11 protein-coding genes are annotated in these 21,934 nt (G+C 67.7%); 5 read left to right on the top strand and 6 right to left on the bottom strand.

The window, feature by feature from the left end; translation table 11 throughout:
- Positions 1-15 precede the first annotated feature (15 nt).
- On the top strand, positions 16-1,437 hold the full coding sequence (locus BMX32_RS07915; RefSeq protein WP_089977134.1) for a nicotinate phosphoribosyltransferase: 1,422 nt from the start codon (positions 16-18) through the stop codon (positions 1,435-1,437).
- A gap of 84 nt (positions 1,438-1,521) precedes the next feature.
- On the opposite strand, the gene BMX32_RS07910 is transcribed toward BMX32_RS07915, so the two are convergent.
- Positions 1,522-3,453, bottom strand: a complete 1,932-nt coding sequence (locus BMX32_RS07910) for an LTA synthase family protein (protein WP_089976581.1) — start codon at positions 3,451-3,453, stop codon at positions 1,522-1,524.
- A gap of 215 nt (positions 3,454-3,668) precedes the next feature.
- On the opposite strand from BMX32_RS07910, the gene mprF reads away from it, so the two are divergent.
- The 3 genes from mprF (at position 3,669) to BMX32_RS18625 (ending at position 7,836) form a co-directional block, all read left to right on the top strand.
- Positions 3,669-6,278, top strand: a complete 2,610-nt coding sequence (gene mprF, locus BMX32_RS07905) for a bifunctional lysylphosphatidylglycerol flippase/synthetase MprF (RefSeq protein ID WP_244511456.1) — start codon at positions 3,669-3,671, stop codon at positions 6,276-6,278.
- Complete coding sequence (locus tag BMX32_RS07900) at positions 6,275-7,069, top strand: virulence factor family protein (protein ID WP_244511455.1); 795 nt, start codon at positions 6,275-6,277, stop codon at positions 7,067-7,069. Before mprF ends, BMX32_RS07900 begins: the two co-directional genes overlap by 4 nt.
- 602 nt (positions 7,070-7,671) lie before the next feature.
- Complete coding sequence (locus BMX32_RS18625; RefSeq protein WP_170843590.1) at positions 7,672-7,836, top strand: hypothetical protein; 165 nt, start codon at positions 7,672-7,674, stop codon at positions 7,834-7,836.
- On the opposite strand, the gene BMX32_RS07895 is transcribed toward BMX32_RS18625, so the two are convergent.
- Entirely contained in the window at positions 7,833-8,606 is a 774-nt protein-coding gene (locus BMX32_RS07895; RefSeq protein ID WP_089976575.1) for a transporter, read from the bottom strand. The genes BMX32_RS18625 and BMX32_RS07895 overlap by 4 nt on opposite strands.
- Positions 8,607-8,734: 128 nt before the next feature.
- The gene (locus BMX32_RS07890) at positions 8,735-10,951 is read right to left on the bottom strand and encodes a glycoside hydrolase family 3 C-terminal domain-containing protein (RefSeq protein WP_244511454.1); all 2,217 of its coding nucleotides are present in this window, start codon (positions 10,949-10,951) and stop codon (positions 8,735-8,737) included.
- Positions 10,952-11,081: 130 nt separating this feature from the next.
- Between BMX32_RS07890 and BMX32_RS07885 the strand changes: the two genes are divergently transcribed.
- On the top strand, positions 11,082-15,383 hold the full coding sequence (locus BMX32_RS07885; protein ID WP_089976571.1) for a DEAD/DEAH box helicase: 4,302 nt from the start codon (positions 11,082-11,084) through the stop codon (positions 15,381-15,383).
- 50 nt (positions 15,384-15,433) lie between these two features.
- Here BMX32_RS07885 and BMX32_RS07880 read toward each other — a convergent pair whose 3' ends face one another.
- The 3 genes from BMX32_RS07880 to glk form a co-directional block, all read right to left on the bottom strand.
- Positions 15,434-17,707, bottom strand: a complete 2,274-nt coding sequence (locus BMX32_RS07880; protein WP_089976568.1) for a family 20 glycosylhydrolase — start codon at positions 17,705-17,707, stop codon at positions 15,434-15,436.
- Between the two features lie 178 nt (positions 17,708-17,885).
- Entirely contained in the window at positions 17,886-20,621 is a 2,736-nt protein-coding gene (locus tag BMX32_RS07875) for a TonB-dependent receptor (RefSeq protein ID WP_089976566.1), read from the bottom strand.
- Positions 20,622-20,740: 119 nt separating this feature from the next.
- Positions 20,741-21,736: a glucokinase gene (gene glk / locus BMX32_RS07870; RefSeq protein ID WP_089977130.1), complete on the bottom strand. Its 996-nt coding sequence runs from the start codon at positions 21,734-21,736 to the stop codon at positions 20,741-20,743.
- Between the last annotated feature and the right edge of the window lie 198 nt (positions 21,737-21,934).

The following is a 21,934-nucleotide window of genomic DNA, read 5'->3' as shown; positions in this document are numbered from 1 at the left end:
ATGACGACCCACGGCATGCCTTACCTCGACAATCCCATCCTCGACACCGACAGCTACAAGGCCAGCCACTGGCTGCAATACCCGCCGGATACGAAGGCCACGTTCTTCTACGTGGAATCGCGCGGCGGCACGTACGAAAGCACGGTGTTCTTCGGTCTGCAGGCGGTGCTGAAATCCCGCCTCGGTCGCCCCGTGACGCACGCGGACATCGACGAAGCGCGCGCGTTCTTCGCCGCCCATGGCGAACCCTTCAACGAGCCCGACTGGCGCCACATCGTCGACGTGCACGGCGGACGCCTGCCCGTGCGCGTGCGGGCCGTTCCGGAAGGCAGCGTGGTGCCCACGCACCAGGCACTCGTGACGATCGAATCCACCGACCCGCGTTGCTACTGGCTGCCGTCTTACCTCGAGACGCTGCTGCTGCGCCTCTGGTATCCGGTGACGGTCGCGACGATCAGCTGGCAGGCGCGGCGCACGATCCTCCATTACCTGGAACGCACGTCCGACGACGCGGCCGGGCAGATAGCCTTCAAACTGCACGACTTCGGCGCGCGCGGCGTGTCGAGCGCGGAATCCGCGGGGCTCGGCGGCATGGCGCACCTGGTCAATTTCCTGGGCACCGACACCGTCTCCGGCGTGCTTGCCGCGCGTGCCTTCTACGGCGAGCCGATGGCGGGCTTCTCGATCCCGGCGGCCGAGCACAGCACGATCACGAGCTGGGGCCGGGAGCACGAAGTCGATGCCTACCGGAACATGCTCCGCCGCTTCGCGAAACCGGGCAGTCTCGTCGCCGTGGTGTCCGACAGCTACGACATCTACCACGCGATCGCGGAGCTATGGGGCAAGGCGTTGCGCGAGGAGGTGATCGCGTCCGGTGCGACGGTGGTCGTGCGGCCCGATTCGGGCGATCCCGTCGAGGTGGTGCATCGCTGTGTCGCGATGCTCGACGACGCGTTCGGCAGCACCGTCAACGGGCGGGGTTATCGCGTGCTGAACCATGTTCGCGTGATCCAGGGCGATGGCGTGAATCCCGAGAGCATCCGCGCGATCCTCGAACGGATCGTCGCGGCGGGCTATTCGGCCGACAACCTCGCCTTCGGCATGGGTGGCGCGCTGCTGCAGAAGCTCACGCGCGACACGCAGAAGTTCGCGCTGAAGTGCTCGGCCGCCCGCGTCGCCGGTGCGTGGCGCGACGTGTGGAAGGATCCGGTGACCGATCAGGGCAAGATGTCGAAGCGCGGTCGCATGACGTTGCTCCGGAACCTGCGCGACGGCAGCTATCGCACCGTGCCGCTGCCCGGCGACGCCGTTTCCCTGCCGCCGGATGCCGTTCCCGACGGCTGGGAGGAGGCGATGCAGACGGTGTGGGAGAACGGCACGCTGTTGCGCGACTGGTCTTTTTCAGAGGTGCGCGAGCGAGCGGCGGGGCGCCCGTAGGCGCTAGCCCGGTGGGAGCCAGCCTGCTGGCGAAGGGTGCTTGCCGCGAGCACCCTTCGCCAGCAGGCTGGCTCCCACCGAGTGTCAGTGCTTCATCAGGCCGTGCGTGAAAAGGTATGCGGCCGTCTGGTAGTAGGTCACCGCGTCCCGCGCGTCGTCGGCATCCGGTTGCGCCATGGGCGTCGCGTCGCCGGTGCCCATCGTCGGGATCGACTCCTTCACGGGCTGGCGCGGCACGAGCGACGTGAGCTTTCCGCCGTGCAGGTAACCGAGCTCCTGGTACGTGCTGAGGAACGCGCGCTCGCGACCCGGCTCCAGGCGGAACAGGTCGTACCCGTAGAAACGCGACTTGTAGCTGAAGCCGAGCATGCCGAGCACGGTCGGCGGGATGTCGATCTGGCTCATCAGGCGATCCACGCGGCCCGGCGCCACGTGCTTCGGCGAGTAGATGAAGAGCGGAATGTGGTAGCGATCGACGGGCAGGCTCGTCTTGCCGGCGCTCGTCGCGCAGTGATCCGCCGTGATGACGAACACGGTGTCGTCGAACCACGGCTTGCTGGCCGCGCGGCGCAGGAAGTCGCCGAGTGCCCAGTCGGTGTACTGCACGGCCGCCCGGCGCGATCCCTGCGGCAGGCTCACGCGACCGGCGGGGAAGGTGTAGGGACGATGGTTGGAGGTCGTCATCACGTGGCCGAAATACGGCTTGCCCTTCGCGTACGCGTCGTCCATCCGCTTCATCACCAGCGTGAACAGATCCTCGTCGGCGACGCCCCAGACGTTTTCGGCGTGGATGTCCTTGTCCGCGATCGCGGCACGGTCGACGGCCGTGTAGCCATTGCTGGAGAAGAAGTGGTCCATGTTGTCGAAGTAGCCGTAGCCACCGTACAGGAACTCGGACTCGTAGCCCTTAGCGTTGAAGACGTCCGCGAGCGACCAGAGCCCTTCGTTGTCGGGCCGCTTCACGATCGATTCCCCGGGCGTCGGCGGCACGGAGAGCGACAGCGCCTCGAGCCCGCGCACGGTGCGCGTGCCGTTCGCATAGAGCTGCGTGAAGAACAGGCTCTTCGACGCGAGGGCGTCGAGGTTCGGCATCAGGTGCTTGTGCTCGCTCACGTCGAGGCCCTCGACGTAGTCGCCGGACAGGCTCTCGACGCTGATCAGCACGACGTTGAGCTTCTTCTCGGGCCGGTCAGCGACGATATCGCGCGTGATGTCCTTCGGGTCGTCGCTGGTGAACGTGGCGTCCGGCGTTTTCAGCAATTGCCGCAGGTTGCCGAACGCCTGGGTTTCGGGGAGCGTCGGGTAGTACTTGTCGTAGGCGAGCTCGTTTTCCCGGAACGCGGCGAAGAACTCGTAGATACCGTTGCCCGCGAGCTCGTTCACGTATTGATTGGAAGACCGGTCCTTCGACGAGCCGTCGAGGGCGAAACTCACCGCCACGGTCAGCACCAGCCATACGCCCACCACCGCGGTGCGGTGCAGGAAGCGCGACGTGTCCTCTCGCGCCGCGAGCGCGCGGCGGCTCGCGAACATCACCGCGACGGTCGCCAGCACCAGCAGCGCCGACCACGTGCCGATCGGATAGGACTCGCGGATGTTGCCGACCACCTCATGGGTGTAGACGAGGTAGTCCACCGCGATGAAGTTGAACCGTGCCGAGAATTCGTTCCAGAACACCAGTTCCGCGGCCCCGAGGTAGAGCACGCCGAAGGCGAGCACGGCACAGAAGCCGACCACGATCCGGTGACCCCAGGTGGAGGACCACGCGCGGCGGGGCACCAGCCAGGTCACGAGCAACAGGGGCCACGCCACGTAGACGAAGGTCACGAGGTCGTAACCGAAGCCGACGAGGAACGCGTACAGCCATGGGCCCGGCGAGGCGGGGAGCTCGTGGCGCGTTTTCAGTGCCAGGATGAGCCGTACAAGGAACGCGACGGCGACGAAGAGCACCGCGAACCAGGCGAGCGGACGAAACCGCTGGCCGAGCGGGCCGGAGGGGAGGGAGAACGAACGCATGGCGCCTCTCGAAACGGTGCCGGCCCCGGGCGCGGATCCGGCATGCTGCGCAGCGTAGAAGAGGGTGCTTACGTGACCCTTTCCCCCAGCTTAGGGGAGGCTTTGTTCGCCGGGACGCGTTCAGATCGCCGCGCGAGGAAAAGACGCCCTGCCGCACCCGTTCGCTCTGTGGCACCCTACACGACCTTACGACCCGAAGCGGAGCCACGTCGCACGTGGAGCACGAAACCATGGCGGAGCTCCCGTCGACCGATCAGCCCGCTGCCAGGCGCGCGCTCTACCTGACCCTCCTGCGCCGCGCGGGCGGGCCGCTGTTGTCGGTGGTGTTGCTGTGCCTGGCGCTATGGGCGCTGCACGCGATGGCCCGCGAGGTCACCTACCGGCAGATCGCCTCGTACGTCCACGGTTTGCCGAATACGGACATCGCGCTGGCCGTGCTGCTGACCGGCGCCGGCTATCTGGTCATGACCCTCTACGACTGGTTCGGCCTCCGCAGCATCGGCAAGCGGCTGCCCGCGAAGCGCGTGGGGATGATCTCGTTCATCAGCTACGCGTTCTCGAACGCCCTGGGCATGTCGCTTCTGGTGTCCGGGTCGATCCGCTACCGGTTCTACGTGCAGGCGGGCCTCACCACCGGCGAGGTCGCGCGCGTGGTGCTCTACACCACTCTGAGCTTCTGGCTGGGCCTCGCCGCCCTGACCGGGGTCACGCTGCTGGTCATACCGATCCCGGCCGACGTGCCGTTATCGGCCTGGCGCATTCCGCTCGCGATCGTGCTCGCCGGGGTGCCACTCGCGTGGTTCGCGGCGGCCGTCCTCGTCCGCCGGCCCGTGCGCCTCTGGCGCTGGGCGGTGGAAACGCCGCGCCCGGCGGTCGCCGCGCGGCAGATCCTGATCGGCGCGCTGGACTGGGGTCTCGCGGCGGGAGTGCTGTACGTGCTGATGCCCGAGGCGATCGCCGGGGGCTTCGGCCATTTCCTCGCGATCTTCGTGCTGGCGCAGATGGCGGGCCTGATCAGCCACGTGCCGGGTGGCATCGGCGTGTTCGAGGCCGTGATGCTCGCAGGCTTCGGCGCCACCGGAAACCACGGACTGGAAGCCCCCATCCTCGGCTCCCTGGCCGCGTATCGGCTCGTCTATTACCTCTTGCCGCTGTGCACGGCCACGGTGATGGTCATCTGGCGCGAGGTGCGCGCGCTGCGCCACGCCGCGCTGATCACGCCGTGGTTCAGCAGCCTGCTGCCGCCGTTCTTCGCCGGGCTGACGCTGGTCTGCGGCGCGGTGCTGCTGTTCTCGGGCGCGACGCTGGCGATCCCCGGACGCATGGAGATCCTGCGCGGCTTCGTTCCGCTACCGCTGGTGGAGGTGTCCCACTTCCTTTCGAGCGTGGTCGGCATGTCGCTGCTGATCCTCGCGCGCGGGCTGCAGCGTCGCCTCGATGCGGCGTACGTGCTGACGCTGGTGCTGCTGATCCTCGGCGCGATCCTCTCGTTGCTCAAGGGCATCGATTACGAGGAAGCCACGTTGCTGGCCCTGCTGGCCCTCGCGCTCGCACCTGCCCATCGCCACTTCCATCGCCGCGCGTCGCTGTTCCGCGCCACGTTCTCGCCGGGCTGGGTGCTGGCGATCGGCGCGGTGCTCGCCTGCTCCACATGGCTCGTGTTCTTCAGCTTCAAGCACGTCGAATACAGCAACAACCTGTGGTGGGAATTCAGCTTCCGCCACGGCGGCGCGCCGCGTGCGCTGCGCGCGCTGGTGGGTGCGACGGCGGTCGTCATGCTCTTCGCGCTCGCCCGGCTCATCCGCCCGGCACGACCGCGACGCTCTCTGCCCGGCGATGCCGAACTGGCGCGCGCGATGCCGCTGGTGAAGGGCTTCGACTCGGCACAGGCGCACCTCGCGCTGGTGGGCGACAAGATGCTGATGTTCGCGCCCGACGACCGCGCCTTCATCATGTACGACATCGAAGGCCGCAGCTGGGTCGCCATGGGCGACCCGGTGGGCACCGACGAAAGCGTGCGGCGCGAACTGGTGTGGACGTTCCGCGAGGAATGCGAGCGCGCCGGCGGCTGGCCGTTGTTCTATCAGGTACGACCCGACGACCTCGACCTCTACCTCGACGTCGGCATGAGCCTGCTGAAGATCGGCGAAGAGGCACGTGTGCGCCTCGATGCGTTCAACCTCGACGGCAAGTCCAAGAAAACGCTGCGCGGCACCGTGAACAAGCTGGCGCGTGACGGCCTGCGCATGGAGATCGTGCCGGTCGAAGGCGTGCCCGCGTTGTTGCCTCGTCTGAAGCGCATCTCCGACGCGTGGATGCGCGACAAGAAGGTCCGCGAAAAACGTTTCTCGCTCGGTCTGTTCGATGAGCGGTATCTTTCCCGTACGCCGATGGCGGTCGTCTGGCAGGGCGACGAACCGGTCGCGTTCGCCAATATTTTCGTGACCTCGACGAAGGAAGAAGCCTCCGTCGACCTCATGCGCCACCTGCCCGAAGGCCCCTCCGGCATCATGGATTTCCTGTTCATCGAACTGATGGTCTGGGCGAAAGCCGAAGGCTATCGCTGGTTCAACCTTGGCATGGCCCCGTTGTCGGGCCTGCAGAATAGGCGTACGGCGCCGCTGTGGAGCCGTTTCGGCGCGATGGTGTTCGGCCGTGGCGAGCGCTTCTACAACTTCCGCGGACTCCACCGGTACAAGGACAAGTTCGATCCGGAGTGGGAACCGCGCTACATCGCCGTGCCGGGTGGCATCGCGCTGCCCCTCGCGCTCGCGAACGTCGCCAGCCTGATTTCGGGCGGCCTCGGCGGCGTGGTGCGCCGATGAGATCGTCGATGCGCAAGGCGCTGCGCTACGGCGCGCTCTCCGTCGTCATCCTCGGCGTGCTGGCCCTGCTCGCGTGGCATCCGTGGACGCGTGCCTCGATGGAGAAATCCACGGTCGAGCTACCCGCGCTCACCGCGGCGCCGGCGGGCCAGGAGGATCTGCTGGTGGTGATCTATTCCGGCGACGGCGGCTGGTGGGACCTCGACCAGCGGCTGGGCGCGGTGTTCACCTCGCGCGGTATCCCCGTGGCGGGCGTGAGCACCTTCAAGTACTTCTGGCGATATCGCTCGCCCGACGAATCCGCCCGCGACCTCGATGGCCTGCTCGACCATTACACCACCCTGTGGAAAAAGAAGCGGGTGCTGCTGATCGGCTATTCGTTCGGTGCCGACGTGCTGCCGACGATCGTCGGCAAGCTGCGGCCCGGCAACCGCGACCGGCTGGCCCAGCTGGTGCTCCTCTCGGCCAGCCGCGACGTGAACTTCGAGATCGAACTCGAGGGCTACATGCAGCAGGGCTGGTGGACCACGCACACGCACAATTTCCTGCAGTGGCTGAATCCGGTGGTCCACACCGATGCCATGCCGCCGATCGCCGCCCTGGCGGGTCGCCCGCCGATGGCGTGCTACTACGGCGCCGAGGACGCCGACGACAGCGGCTGCACCGACCCGAAGCTGCCGTCCTTCGTCACGGTCTACAAAAAGCCCGGCTCCCATCATTTCGACGAGAACTACGAAGTACTGGCGACCGAACTGATCCAGCGGATGCCGGCCGCCTCGACGTCGCCTTAACGTCTTCCGGCGCCGGAAGGCCGTGAAAGACTGTCACGAAACGTTCACCCCCCTGCCACCGAAAATTTCGCCTTTTGCAGCCAACCTGACCGCCCGGGTGGGTGCACTCAGGAGAACGGCATGCAGAGAGAACCAGGCAAACGCGATTACGGATCCTCCGACGGTGCGCGCGCACGTAGCCTCGCCAGTCGCGGGCTCAGCGAGCCTCAGCCGACGCCGCCACCCCGTCGCATCAGCCGAACCGATCGGGCCCGTCCGCAGCCTCGCCGCGACGACACGTCGACGCCGGAAAGCCAAGCCCCGGCGTGAATCGGGGTCGAGGCCTACGAAGACGAAGGCAAATCGGCACTAATTTTAAGAATTCTCCTATATCCGTCATCGGCCTACCTACGCGACATTAGGTCCATCGCCGATGACCGATCCGACGGCAGGACGCCGTCCGTCCCTAGCGCAAGGATCGATCCCCCCTTCATCGGCGGTAACGCTGCGTCGGCTTCGCCGGGCCGCGTTCCGGTGGCCAAGGCCACCAGACCAAGGGACGGTCGCCATGGCCCTCCGCGTGAGCGCGAGGGCCATGCTTTTTGTGGGGTAATCTTTCACCCATGGGCTGCCTTCCCGTCCCCCTCATCGCGCTCCTCGGTTTCGCCATCGGCTATGTCGTCGATGGGCGGACCGGTTCCGTGTGGGGCGGTGGTATCGGCCTGCTGGTCGGCCTCGTGCTTGCCGCGATCCTGCTCCGCGCCATGCGCCGGGCGAACCGGCGCTAGCCCTTCTTCCCGAAGAACATCGACACGCCCACGCCCGCCACCACCGACGGGCCATGGCTGCCGATCCGATGCAGGGCGTACGCGTCGAGCTGCACGTGGTCGCCGATCGTATACGCGAGGCCGCCGCCTGCCTGCAGCTCGTTGCCGTCGTCGGCGTCGTGGATCGCGTCGGCCTCGAGATACGCGGTGAGGTTTTCACCGAAGCGGCGCCCGAACGTGGGCGCCAGTGTCCAGGTGTTGCGTCCTTTCAGCCGGTCCACGTTGGCATACAGCGTGTTCTGGTGCTGCTCGTCCGGCTGCCACTGGAGTGTCGTGCCGAGACTGACTTCGCGTGCGCCGTTGCCGAAATCCTCATCGCCATTGTCGAAGGTGACGTTGCCCAGCGCCGCCCAGCTGAAGTCGCCGGCGTCGCCCGCGCCCGCCGGCGCCCACTTCACGCCCACACTGGTGTCGCCATGGCCCACGGCGTGCCGCCGGGAACCCTGGCCGCGCTCCTCCAGACGGTTCCACGCCGACCCGGCCACCTGCAGCTCCACCGGGCCACCGAGTCCGATGCGGACGAGACTGTCGGCGGTATAGGTCCGATCGAGAAAGCCATCCTGGCGCTGCCGCTCGTACGTGGGCAGGCCTTGCTCGAGCGCGAGCGTGCCGGCCGGTAGCACCGTGGTGGCGAAGCCGGCGCCGGGGCGGTCGAAGTCGGGCGGGTCGGCAAGGGCCGGGGTGGCGACGGCGAGGAGCGACAGGGCGGCGAGGGCAGGGCGCAGGTTCATGCGCGCATTGTGGCGGCGAAGCGTGTGGGCGAATCGTCGAGACGCTTTGGTGGGAGCCAGCCTGCTGGCGAAGGGTGCTCGCGGCAGGCACCCTTCGCCAGCAGGCTGGCTCCCACCGGTAAAGCCGATTACGGCGCCTTGACCACCGGGAAGCTCTCCTTCATCTCGAGCGTCGCCTCACCCGCGAAATCCGTCGCCGAGCGGGCGAGCTTCACCTTGTAGGTGCCGGGTGCCACGCGCCAGCGCTTGCCGGCGTCGTCGTAGCGGGCCAGCGCCATCGGCTCGAGCGGAATGTCGACGCGGCGGCTGGCGCCCGGCTTCAGCGACACCTTGCTCCAGCCGGCCAGACGGCGCATGGCGCCGCCCGGTGCGGCGACGTAGATCTGCGGCACGTCCGCGCCGGCGACCCTGCCCGTGTTCTTCACCGTGACGTGGGCCACCGGATGCCCGGCGGCGTCGGTGCCGACCGCGAAGTCGCTGTACGCGAACGTCGTGTATGTCAGGCCGTAACCGAAGGCGAACAGCGGATCGCGCTTCGTTTTCTCGAACCACCGGTAACCGACGTCGGCGCCTTCGATGTTGTAGTCGATGTCGTCGGCCGGCTTGTCCTTCGCATTCAGGCCTGCCGCCTGGATCGTCGGGCGCGGCAGCTGCGCTTCGTCCTTCGGCCAGCTCACCGGCAGGCGGCCGGACGGCGACGTTTCGCCATAGAGCAGGCGCGCGATGCCTTCGCCGCCGCCGGAGCCCGGGTACCACGCCTGCATGACCGCGCCGACGTCGCCGAGCCACGGCATCTTCACCGCGCCGTTGGTCTCCAGCACCACGACCACCTTCCGATTCGCCTTCGCCACCGCGGCGACGAGCGCATCCTGGCCGTCGGGCAGCGACATGTCCGGGGCGTCGTACGACTCGGCGGCCCACTTCGTGACGAACACCACGGCCACGTCGGCCGCCGCGGCCGCCTTTGCCGCCGCGGCGGGATCGGTGCCCGGGTCGAACGTGACCTTGCCCCCGAGCTTCTGCATATAGGTGAGCGGCGCGGACGCGTGATACCGCACGGGACCCGGCCAGCCGGTCGGCTCCAGGCCGGGCACCGGGTCGCCGCCCTCGTCGGTGACCGTGGACGAACCGCCGCCCGCCAGCACGCCCTTGTCCGCGTGGGCGCCGATCACGACCACCGACTGACCCTTGCGCGCCAGCGGCAGCAGCGCGCCTTCGTTGCGCAGGAGGACCGCGCCGGCTTCGAGCGCGTCCCGCGCGACAACGCGATCGGCGGCGTAAGGCACGGCGACGGTCGGCTTCACGGGCGTCGGCTCGTCGATCACGCCGTGGGCGAACAGGCTGCGCATGATGCGGCGGACCATGTCGTCGAGCCGGGCTTTCGGCACCTCGCCGGACGCGACGGCCGCGCGAAGCGGCTTGTCGACGTAGACCTCCTTGTCGAAGACTTCGCCGGCCGACTCCTGATCGAGGCCGGCCATCGCGGCCTTCGCGCCGCTGTGCACGCCGCCCCAGTCGGACATCACGAATCCCTTGAAGCCCCATTCCTTCTTCAGCACGTCGGTCAGCAGCCAGGCGTTCTCGCCGGCGTAGACGCCGTTGATGCGGTTGTACGCCGACATGACGGACGCCGGGTCGCCGTGGGCGATCGCGATCTGGAACGCGAGCAAGTCGGACTCGCGCAGCGCGACCGGATCGATGTCGGCGCTGTGCGTGTTGCGGCCCGTCTCGAGGTCGTTGATGGCGAAGTGCTTGACCGTCGCGAGGATCTTCCGCTCCTGGATGCCCTTCACGGCCGCGCCGACGATGGTGCCCGCGAGGATCGGATCCTCGCCTGCGTATTCGAAGTTACGGCCGTTGCGGGGATCGCGCACGAGGTTCACGCCGCCGGAGAGCAGCACCGCGTAGCCCTTGCCGCGCGCCTCGCCGCCGATCATCCGCCCGCCCGCGTGGGCAACCGCCGGATCGAAACTCGCCGCGGTGGCGAGGCCGGCGGGCAGGGAGATCGCGCCCTTGCCGTCGATGCCCGGCTTGTTCACGCCGAGGCCGGCATCGGTTTCGTTGATCGCAGCCAGGCCCAGCCGGGGCAGGGCGGGGACGTAACCCGCACCGCTGACCGCGCCTTCCGGCACACCGTGTTTGTCGCTCGCGAGGCCGAAGTCGGAGCGGATCAGCCGGAATTTCTCATCGTCCGTCATCGCGGCCACGATCAGCTCGGCGCGCCGGTCGGCCGGGAGCGAGCGATCCATCCACGGCCGGTCCGTGGGAGCGGCGGCATGCACGGTGCCGGCAAGACCGGCGGCGAGGGCGACGGCAAGGGCGGTACGGCGGGCGACTGGGGGCATGATCTCGCTGCGTTGGTAAGGAGAATGGCTAACCATCGCCAAGTAACGCTTTTATCGCAACCGGCGAGACGCGACCGGCCTATGCTCGGCGCTTGCCATCGAGGCCCGCCGACCCCACTCAAGTGGTTCAATGAATTCACAAAAGTCGCTCAGCGCCTTCCATCCCGCCGTCGCGGCGTGGTTCTCGGCCACGTTTCCGGCGCCCACGCCGGCGCAGGTCGCCGCGTGGCCCGCGATCCGTTCCGGCCGGCACACGCTGGTCGCCGCGCCCACGGGCTCGGGCAAGACGCTCACCGCGTTCCTGTCGGCGATCGACATGCTGGTGCGCGAAGGCGTGGAGGAAGGCGGCCTCCGCGATCGCACGACGATCCTCTACGTGTCTCCGCTGAAGGCACTGTCCAACGACATCCGCATCAACCTCGAAGCCCCGCTGGCCGGCATCCGCGACGAACTCCGCGCGCGTGGCCTGCCCGACCTCGAGATCCGCACCGCGGTACGCACCGGCGACACGCCGTCGTCCGACCGCGAACGCATGAAGCGACGCCCACCGCACATCCTGGTCACCACGCCGGAATCCCTCTACGTGCTGCTCGGCTCGGAATCGGGCCGCGCGATGCTGCGCGACGTGCGCGAAGTGATCGTCGACGAGATCCACGCCGTGGCCGCGAGCAAGCGCGGCAGCCACCTGGCGGTATCGCTCGAACGCCTCGAATCGATCGCCCAGCGCCGTATCACGCGCATCGGCCTGTCGGCCACGCAGAAACCCATCGAGAAGGTGGCCGCGTTCCTCACGGGCAGCGAGCGCGAGGACTGCGCCATCGTCGACATCGGCCACGCGCGCCAGCGCGACCTCGCGCTCGAGGTGCCACCGGTACCGCTCGAGGCGGTGATGTCGAACGACATGTGGGAACTCGTCTACAACCGTCTCGGCAACCTCATCGAGCAGCACCGCACCACGCTGGTGTTCGTCAACACGCGACGCATGGCCGAGCGCGTGTCGCGTCACCTCTCCGAACGGCTCGGAAAGGAGGCCGTCACCGCGCACCATGGCAGCCTGTCGCGCGAGCAGCGGCTCGACGCCGAGCAGCGGCTGAAGCGCGGCGAGCTGCGCGCGCTGGTCGCCACCGCGTCGCTCGAACTCGGCATCGACATCGGCGACGTCGACCTCGTGTGCCAGATCGCCTCGCCGCGTTCGATCGCGGCGTTCCTTCAACGCGCGGGCCGCGCGGGCCACGCCGTCGGCGGCACGCCAAAGGCCCGGCTGTTCCCCACGTCCCGCGACGACCTCGTGGAATGCGCGGCGCTGCTCGATTGCGTGCGCCGCGGCGAACTCGACACGCTGATCATGCCCAACGAGCCGCTCGACGTGCTCGCGCAGCAGATCGTGGCGGAGATCGCCTGCCAGGAATGGGACGAAGACGCGCTCTACGACCTGTTCCGCCGCGCGTATCCCTTCCGGGCGCTGAAGCGCGACACCTTCGACGAAACGGTGCGCATGCTGTCGGAGGGCTTCACGACGCGCGTCGGTCCGCGGGGTTCGTACATCCATCGCGACGCCGTGAACCGTCGGCTGCGCGAACGCCGCGGCGCCCGGCTCACGGCCGTGACGTCGGGCGGCACCATCCCCGACACCGGCGATTACAACGTGCTGCTCGAACCCCAGGCCACGATCGTCGGCACGGTGAACGAAGACTTCGCCGTGGAGAGTCTCGCCGGCGACGTGTTCCAGCTCGGCAACCGCTCCTACCGCATCATGCGCGTGGAAGCCGGACGACTGCGAGTGGAAGACGCCCAGGGTGCGCCGCCGAACATTCCTTTCTGGCTCGGCGAAGCACCCGGCCGTACCGACGAGTTGTCGATCGGCGTGTCGCGTCTGCGCAGCGACGTGTCGGCCGCGTTCGACGACGGCGGTCGCGATGCGGCGTTCCGCTGGCTCGTCGACGAACTCCGGGTGCCGAAAGCCGCCGCGGAGCAGATCGTCGATTATCTCTTCCGCGCCCGCGCGGCCCTCGGTGCGCTGCCGACGCGCGACACGCTGGTGATGGAACGCTTCTTCGACGAATCCGGCGGCACGCAGCTCATCATCCACACGCCCTACGGCAGCCGTATCAACCGTGCGTGGGGACTCGCGCTGCGCAAGCGATTCTGTCGCAAGTTCAATTTCGAGCTGCAGGCGGCGGCCACGGAAGACGCGATCGTGCTGTCGCTGTCCACGAGCCACAGCTTTCCGCTCGACGAGGTCGCCCGTTACCTGCATTCGAACTCCGCCGAGCACGTACTGATCCAGGCCTTGCTCGACGCGCCGCTGTTCGGCGTGCGCTGGCGCTGGAACGCGACCACCGCGCTCGCCCTGCCGCGCTTCACCGGCGGCCGCAAGGTCGCGCCGCAGCTTCAGCGCATGAAGAGCGAAGACCTGCTCGCCACCGTCTTCCCCGATCAGGTCGCCTGCGCGGAAAACCTCGTCGGGGAGCGCGAGGTGCCCGACCACCCGCTGGTGAAACAGACCCTCGAGGACTGCCTGCACGAGGCGATGGACAGCGAAGGTCTGCTCGACATCCTGCGTGGCCTGGAAACCGGTCGCATCGCCATGGTGGCGCGCGACCTCGCCGCGCCGTCGCCGCTGGCCGCGGAAGTGCTCAGCGCCGCGCCCTATGCCTTCCTCGACGACGCACCGCTCGAGGAGCGCCGCACGCAGGCCGTGCAGTCGCGTCGCTGGAACGAGGCCGAGAGTCCGGACGACCTCGGTCGTCTCGACGCCGAGGCCATCGACGCCGTGCGCGTGGAAGCCTGGCCCGAGGCGCGCAGCGCGGACGAGATGCACGAGGCGCTGGTCCAGCTCGGCGGGATCACGGAGAGCGAGGCGCGTGACAACGCGGGCTGGGCGACGCTGCTCGCCGCGCTGGCGAAGGATGCCCGGGCCACACGACTGGTGCGGCACGGTCATACGCTCTGGGTCGCCGCCGAGCGCCTGCCCGCCTGGCGCGCGTTGCTCCCCGACGCATCGATGCATCCGGCCATCGCCGCTCCCGCCGGATACGCGGCGCAGCCGTGGACGGCGGAGGCGGCGCTCGTCGACATCGTGCGCGGACGTCTCGGCGGACTCGGCCCCGTGCCGGCGGCACTCCTCGCGGACGCACTTGGCGTGCGCCCGGGCGATGTCGATGTCGCACTGGCGGCGCTGGAGTCGGAAGGCTTCGTCATGCGCGGTGCGTTCTCGCCCGGTGCGACGGAGCCGGAATGGTGCGAGCGTCACCTGCTCGCACGCATCCATCGCTACACCATCGGGCGGCTGCGTCGCGAGATCGAGCCCGTGGCGCCGCGCGATTTCCTCCGGTTCCTGCTCGACTGGCAGCACGTCACGCGCGCGACGCAAGTCGCCGGACCCGATGCGCTGGCCGGCATCATCGGACAGCTCGAAGGTTTCGAGGCGGCGGCCGGTGCATGGGAATCGGAGCTGTTGCCATCGCGTGTCGGCGATTACGGGATCGGCTGGCTCGACGATCTGTGTCGTGCCGGACGCGTGGTGTGGAGTCGCCTGCGGCTCGGCACGGGGACCGGCGGGCCCGTGCGCTCCACGCCCATCGTGCTGTTGCCCCGGCGCCAGCTGCCGGTCTGGTCCGCCGCGGCGCCGCCGGCCCCCGGCGACGTGACGCTGTCGTCGCGCGCGCAGGCGGTGGACGAGGCGCTGCGCGACGAAGGTGCGTTGTTCTTCGATGAACTGGCCTCGATCACGCGCTTGCTGAGAACGGAGCTCGAAGACGCCCTGGGCGAGCTCGTCGCCGCGGGACGCGTCACGGCGGACAGCTTCGCCGGTCTTCGCGCGCTGCTGCTGCCGTCGTCGAAGCGCAACGCCAGTCGTCACCGTCGCACGCGGCGGCACATGATGAGCGGCATCGAAGATGCCGGCCGCTGGTCGCTCGCGCGCCGTCCGAGCGAACAGCGCAACGATGCGGATGGGCTGGAGCACATCGCACGCACGCTGCTGCGGCGGTATGGCGTGGTGAGCTGGCGCATCCTGGAGCGCGAGGCGGCGTGGCTCCCGAGCTGGCGCGAACTGCGTCGGGTGTATCACCGGCTGGAGGCGCGCGGGGAGATTCGCGGCGGCCGCTTCGTCGACGGACTCGTCGGCGAGCAGTTCGCGCTGCCCGAAGCGCTGGCGGCCCTTCGACAGATCCGCCATCGCGAGCACGATGGCGAGATCGTGTGCATCGCCGGTACCGATCCGCTGAACCTGGTCGGCTCCATCGTGGCGGGGATGGCGAAGGTGCCGGCCACGCTCGGCAATCGCATCGCGATCCGCGACGGCGTGCCGCTGGCAGCGATGGTGGCGGGGAAATTCGTGTCGCTGACGCCGCTGGAAGGCGATGACGAGCGCGAGGCGCGGGGTGCGTTGCAGCGCAAGGCGGACATGCGGTCGTTCGCCTCGTTGTAGGCGCTTTCAGGTGGGAACCAGCCTGCTGGCTCCCACCCCTGGAGCAACGGTTATCGCAGCTGCACGTCGCCTAGCACCCACATCTTCGGACCCGGCTTGCCCGTGATCACGAAGCACAAATCGTGCGTGCCTTCGCGCTTGGGCAGGATGCCGTCGAGCGTGGCACGGCCGTCCTTCGCCTTCGCGAGGGGAATGGTCGCCAGCTTCGGGCCGTCACAGGTGTCCTGGTGCACTTCCAGCTCGCCGGCGGCGGAGCGCGACTTGCGCGACACGATGCCTTTGACGTCCTTCCACAGCGCGTAGTTGTACGGCAGGCGATCGACGGTGACGGACAGGCCGTAACGACCGTCGAGTTTCGCGCCCTTCCAGATCCAGCACGTGTCCATGATGTCGACCTTGTACACGGGACGCACGCCGTCGACCGCGTTGGGCGACTCGAGACGAAGCACGAGCTTGTCGCCGCACATGTCGAGCTCGTCGCTCGTACGACGCAGCAGCGACTTCGCATCGATCTCGCGGTCGCGCGGACCGGCGAGGCCAAAACCGCCCTCGAACGCGTTCGCGCGCACGGTCGACGGAAGATCCACGTCGAACGGCCCCGTATAGGCCGTGGATTGCGCCGTCGGTGCACTGCCGTCGGTCGTGTAACGCACGGTGCCATAGCCGGTCTGGTTGGACAGCGTCACCTTCGCCTTGTGTCCGGGTGCCTCTTCCGTGGCGATGGCGACGGCGAACGCACCGTCGGCGGGCACGATGCCCGCCGCGCGATAGCGCGACATCTGCGCAGGCAGACGCGCGACGAAATCGTTCCAGTCGGCCTTCGGCGACCACGTACGCTCGGCGAGCGCGGCGATGCGGGGGAAAATGACGTGCTGCGTGCGCGACCAGGTCGGAATGTATTCCGAGAACACGGTCACCTGCGCGCCCAGCACATGGTGGGCGTTGGCACCGGCAATTTCCTTCGGTACCGGATCGAAATCGTAGATCGTCCGCAGCGATTGCCCCGACGGGCGACCCGGCGGTTCGTCCGGCAGCGTCGACTGCAGGCGATCGAGGTAGAGCGTCGGCGACGGGGCCATCACGACGTCGTGCCCGGCGTTGGCCGCCTTGATCGCGCCCTCCGTGCCGCGCCAGGACATCACGGTGGCACTCGCCGGCACGTCGCCGTCGAGGATTTCATCCCAGCCGATGAGGCGACGGCCGTGCTTGTCGAGATAGGTACCGATGCGCGCGATGAACCAGCCCTGCATCTTTTCCTCGTCGGTGATGCCGAGCGACTTCATCTTCGCCTGCACCGTCTTCGAGCGCTCCCACTCGTCCTTGGCCGCCTCGTCGCCGCCAACGTGGATGTACGTCGACGGGAAGATGTCCATCACCTCGTCCAGCACGTCCTGCAGGAAGGTGAACGTGCCATCGTCGACGTTGTAGAGCGCGGTGTTCACCCCCCAGTCGGACGAGACGGCGAGCTTCTTCGAGCCGGCGCCGAACTTCGGATACGACGCCACCGCGGCCTGCGCATGGCCCGGCATCTCGATCTCGGGGACCACCGTGATGTGGCGCTCGGCGGCGTACGCGACGATCTGCTTCGCCTCGTCCTTCGTGTAGAACCCGCAGTACGGTGTGTCCGCACCGCCGGTGAGCGCGATGTCGGGACCGACCGCCTTGCGACACGCGCCGGTCTCGGTGAGCTTCGGATACTTCTCGATCTGCAGGCGCCAGCCCTGGTCGTCGGTGAGATGCCAGTGGAACGTATTGAGCTTGTGCATCGCCATCTGGTCGAGCAGGTGCTCGATGTCGCTCACCGACTGAAAATGCCGGCTGGAGTCGAGCATCAGGCCACGCCACTCGAACCGCGGTGCGTCGACGATGTGCACGGCGGGTACGCCGTTCTGCGCGGCAGGGTCGGTGAGCAGCTGCCAGTAGGTGACCGCGCCGTAGAACAGGCCGGTCTCGGCGTTGGCCGCGATGCGTACACCGTTCGCGCCGACGTCGAGCGTGTAGGCCTCGCGCCCCTTGATCGACGATACGGTCGCGAGCGAGATACCGCTCTTGCCCTTCCCTTCCACGATCGCCGGCGTGATGCCGCGCGCCTGGCGGATCCACCCCTGCAGCTGCGCCGCGACATGCTTCGCCTGCGTGTCGCCCGGCGCCACGTTGATGGTGGTCATCGCATCGAGCCGGTAATGCCCGGGTGCGCGCTGCACCTGCGCCGGCATGGGAATGAGCGACAGTGGCGCGGCATCGACGGGCGCGGTTTCCTGCTTCGGCTGGGTGGCGCACGCGGTAAGGCCGGTGGCCATCGCAAGGAGGAGGAGTCGGCGCATCGAGGGTTCCCTTATCTCGTGAAGTCGTTCGATTGTGGCGTGGAAACCGCATCGCGACTAGGTATCGTCGGTGGGAGTAAAAAAAACGGGCCCGATGAAGAGGCGTCGGGCCCGAGGGGAATGAAGCATCGAGGTATGCGTTGGCGGCCGTCCGTGGCCGCGAGTCCATCGCGCGTTATCAGAGATCGAAGTGCACGGAGCCCATGTAGCGGCGACCCGTGGTGTATCTTGAGGCCGGCATCGAGGTGACGCCGAGATACTGTTCGTATTTCTCGTTGGTCAGGTTCATGCCAGAGAGCGTGAACGAGATCTGCTTGTTGAGCTTCCAGCCGAGCGTCGCACCCAGGTCGCCGTAGTCGGCCGTGGTGGCCGGCGGCGCACCGGCGATGTAACCGCCGGCGAGGTACTTGCTGCGCCAGTTGTACGTGATGCGGGCACTGAACGGGCCCATCTCGTAGTACGGGCTGACCGAGTACGAATTCTTCGAGTTGTACGGCAGCGCACCGCCGGAATCGAGGGTGCCCTTGGCGTACGTGTAGTTCGCCGTGACGCCGAAACCCGTATCCCAGAACGCCTGCTGGTAGCTGATGCTGCCGCCGCGCACCTTGCCCGACCCGGTATTGCGCGGGCGGCTGATGGAGTACGTGCAGAAGCCGTCCGGCGTGCAGAGGCCCTGCGCGACCTGGCGCGCGAACGTCGCAGGGTCGTTGACGAGACCCGAGTTGAACTGCCTCTCGTTGGCCGAGTCGACGACGGTGTAGTTGTCGATCTGCTTGTAGAAGCCGGTGAGCGCCAGGTACGACTGCGGCGCGAAGTACCACTCGGCGGAAAGCGAGTAGTTCTTCGACTTGTAGTTCTTCAGGTTCGGGTTGCCACCCGAGCCGGTGAGCACCGAGTCGTTGAGGAACAGGTTGTTCACCTGCATGTTGTACGGAGGACGGGCGATCACCTTCGCCGCGGCCGCGCGCAGCACCACGTCGTCCATCAGGTCGTACGCGACGTTGAAGCTGGGCAGCCAGTTCTTCGTCGTGCGCGACGACGTCTGCCACGAACCGGCCGGGGCCGGCAGCACCGGGGCGCCGCTGTAGTTGAAGCCGGTACCGTCCGTCTTCGTGTCGACGTAGCGGATGCCGATGTTGCCGTGGAAGCCGCCGCCGGCGAAGTTACCCTGCACGTAGGCGGCATTGGTCTTTTCGACCAGCTTGTACGTGCCGTTGAGGTAAGTGCCCGGATCCTCGTTGCCCTGATTGGTGTTGCGCACCCATGCGTACTGCGCGTTGCGGTCCGGCATGATGTGGCTCGACGAACCGTCGAGCGCGCCGCCGAAGGCGTCGAGCGTATCGGTGTAACCGCTCGTGCCGAGTTCGGCGAGATTGGTGGGAGCGTTGCCGCCGTAGACATGCGCCTGCATGCCTTCTTCGTGGCGGTTCCAGCGGTAACCGACGGCGATCTCGTTGAAGAACGAATCGAAGTACTTCGAGAAGTCGAGCTGGCCGTAGGTGTCGCGCGAGCTCGCCGAGTAGTCGCCGTAGTTGCCCGGCCAGCCGCCCAGACCGTCCACGTCGCCCATGTGCCAGTTCGCGGGATCGCGTGCGGCGGCCGGGTTGTCGAAGTTGAAACCGCGACGGATATCCCAGGTGTAGCCACCCGCGTAGACGGGCTCCATGACGGCCTGCGAGATATTGTCGTTGCGGGCCTTGCTATACCCGGCGGCGCCGCCGAGCTTCCAGCCTTCGCCGCGGTATTCCGACTTCAGGTCGAACGCCGACGTACGCACCACGGATTTGCGGATGTTGCTGTCGAAGGTGCCCTGGGCGATGGCCGGGCAGTTCGGGGAGTCGTTGCCGCAGACATGGCCGCCGGTCACGACGCCGTTCGGACCCTGGATGAAGCTCGTCACGTTGCCCGGCGTGGCGCCGGTGAACGGATAGAGCGACTGGTTCCAGTTGTCGAAGTTCTCGCGGACGAACAGGTTGTTGATGTCGATGTCCCAGTTGCTCGTCGGGTGGATCTGGAATCCGAGCGTCGCGGTGTCGCGCTTGCGCTTCTGCTGGAACCACGCCGAGTTCACTTCGTCCGGCACCATCGCGTTCGGGTCGAGCGAACCGTTGGCGATGCCGGCGGCGACGGCCGGGCTGGGTGCCCACTTGGAGACGGGGCTGTAGCTGAAGATCTCGAAGCCCTGGCGGTCGATCTTTTCCTCGAAGTGCTGGATCGAGGCGATCATGCCGAAGATGTTGTTCGCGTCCTTCCAGCTATACAGTGCCGAGCCGGTCGGGCGCGTGCCCGCCGTCGCCTGATCGTTGTAGTTGAGGCCGAACGAACCACGGATGGTGTTGGCCGGCAGGTCGAGCGGCTTCAGCGTGTGCAGCAGGATCGTGCCGCCGAGGCTGCCTTCCGGCAGGCGCGCTTCGGGCGACTTGTAGACTTCGAGGCGACCGACGATTTCCGGTGCGAGCATCGTGAAGTCGAAGCCACGGTTCGGCTGCGCGCCGTACTGCCACGGCGTCTGCGAGATCGGCTGGCCGTTGAGGAACGTGAGGTTGAGGCTGGGGTCCGTGCCGTCGATCGACACGCGGTCGCCCTGGCCGAAGGCGCGGTCGATGGTGACGCCCGGCACCTGGGTCATCGCTTCCGCGACGTTGGTGTTCGGGAACTTGCCGATGTCCTCGGCCGTGACGGCCTCGACGATGGCGTCGGCGTTGCGCTTGGTGTCGAGCGACTTCTCGAGGCTCGCGCGGATACCGGTGACGGTGATGCCTTCGAGCTCGGCCGCCTTGGCGGCTTCGGCCTTTTGCTGAGCCGTCTGGGTCTTCGTCGTGGCGGTGGACGCGTCCTGCGCGGCCACGGTTCCGGTGAAGCAACACAACCCGGCGATGATGCTCGCCGCGAGCAGGTTTCTACGATGCGACATGATGTCCTCCCCTCAGAGGATAAGAGCGACGACGGGTTTCGCGACCGTCACGCTTCGTTGCTATCGAAGGGCCTTTCGACCCGGTTTTTCGAACTGGCCTTACGTTCCTTCCCCGCTCTTCAATGAGCGGTCGAACCGTGCAGGTAGAGACCGGCGGCACCGATCACACCCAACTGTCCGTGGTCCATCAGACGTACCGGTACCTGTTGGAGAAAGGCGCGCATGACGCCCTTGTTGAAGAACCTGGTGGCGAAGCTGCTGGTGACGAGGCGCTCGCGTACCTGCGGCAGGATGCCGCCGGCGAGATACACGCCCCCGCGCGCGCCGTAGAGCATCGCGAGATCGCCCACGAAGCTGCCGAGCAGTCCGCAGAACACGTCGAGCGCTTCGGTTGCGGCGGCGTCGCTGCCGCCCAGCGCAGCGCCAGTGACGTCGGCGGGCTCGGACAGCGTCGCGGTCGTGCCGCGCAGCGTGGAAATGGCGCGATAGAGATTCACGAGACCCGGACCCGAGAGCGCCGTCTCGTACGATACGTAGTCGCGGTCGCGGCCGAGTTCGGCGAGGATGGCGACCTCGCGCGCATTACCCGGTGCGAGCGAAATCTGGCCGGCCTCGGTCGGCAACACGGTGCAATGCGGCTTGCCGGGCAGCAGCACGGCCGAACCCAGACCGGTACCCGGACCCATCACCAGGATCGGTCCCTCGACGGGCGCGGCGTCGGTCGCGATGATCGGCGTGGTCTCGTGGCTCTGGAGGAACTGGCACGCGTACGCGACCGCTTCGAAATCGTTGACGACGGCCAGACCCGACAGACCGAGCGACTGGCGGATGTCGCCGATCGACACGGGCCACGGCAGGTTCTCGTTGACGATGGCGTCGCCCAGCACGTAGCCGGCGCTGGCGACCGCGCAGTGCTCGATCGCGGTGTCGCCATCGAGGTGCCCGACGAAGTCGCGGAGCACGGCGGTCAGGCTCGGCCACTCGGCGCAGGCGTAGCGCTCGTAGCGCAGCACGTCGATCGCGGTCGAGCCGGCCGCGCGGCGGACGAGGCCGATACGGGCATGCGTGCCACCGACATCGGCGGCGATGAACGCCCCGGGCCGCGACGAACGCACGACATCCCGCTGTTTGGCCGATTCGCCCACACCCTGCCCCTTGCTGCTTTCTGCCCTGCGTCGTCACCCGAAACGTGGACGATGCCCCTTGTTGCCGCCGAGTCTCTTCGCCCGATGACAACGTTGTCAACCGGACAAATGGCCGAGACAAGCCGCGTTCCATAACGCGGTGCAACAGGAAACGTTTTCGCCGCGTTT

The sequence above is a fragment of the Luteibacter sp. UNCMF331Sha3.1 genome, from assembly GCF_900109915.1.
Lineage (GTDB): Bacteria > Pseudomonadota > Gammaproteobacteria > Xanthomonadales > Rhodanobacteraceae > Luteibacter.
The sequence above is the reverse complement of the archived record's forward strand: the minus strand, read 5'-3'. Positions and strand labels throughout refer to the sequence as shown.

Coding starts and splice junctions, on each gene's coding strand:
- BMX32_RS07885 (WP_089976571.1), top strand. CDS start 11,082: ATGAATTCACAAAAGTCGCTCAGCGCCTTCCATCCCGCCGTCGCGGCG.
- BMX32_RS07890 (WP_244511454.1), bottom strand. CDS start 10,951: ATGCCCCCAGTCGCCCGCCGTACCGCCCTTGCCGTCGCCCTCGCCGCC.
- BMX32_RS07900 (WP_244511455.1), top strand. CDS start 6,275: ATGAGATCGTCGATGCGCAAGGCGCTGCGCTACGGCGCGCTCTCCGTC.
- BMX32_RS07910 (WP_089976581.1), bottom strand. CDS start 3,453: ATGCGTTCGTTCTCCCTCCCCTCCGGCCCGCTCGGCCAGCGGTTTCGT.
- BMX32_RS07915 (WP_089977134.1), top strand. CDS start 16: ATGCCTTACCTCGACAATCCCATCCTCGACACCGACAGCTACAAGGCC.
- BMX32_RS07875 (WP_089976566.1), bottom strand. CDS start 20,621: ATGTCGCATCGTAGAAACCTGCTCGCGGCGAGCATCATCGCCGGGTTG.
- BMX32_RS18625 (WP_170843590.1), top strand. CDS start 7,672: ATGGGCTGCCTTCCCGTCCCCCTCATCGCGCTCCTCGGTTTCGCCATC.
- BMX32_RS07880 (WP_089976568.1), bottom strand. CDS start 17,707: ATGCGCCGACTCCTCCTCCTTGCGATGGCCACCGGCCTTACCGCGTGC.
- BMX32_RS07895 (WP_089976575.1), bottom strand. CDS start 8,606: ATGAACCTGCGCCCTGCCCTCGCCGCCCTGTCGCTCCTCGCCGTCGCC.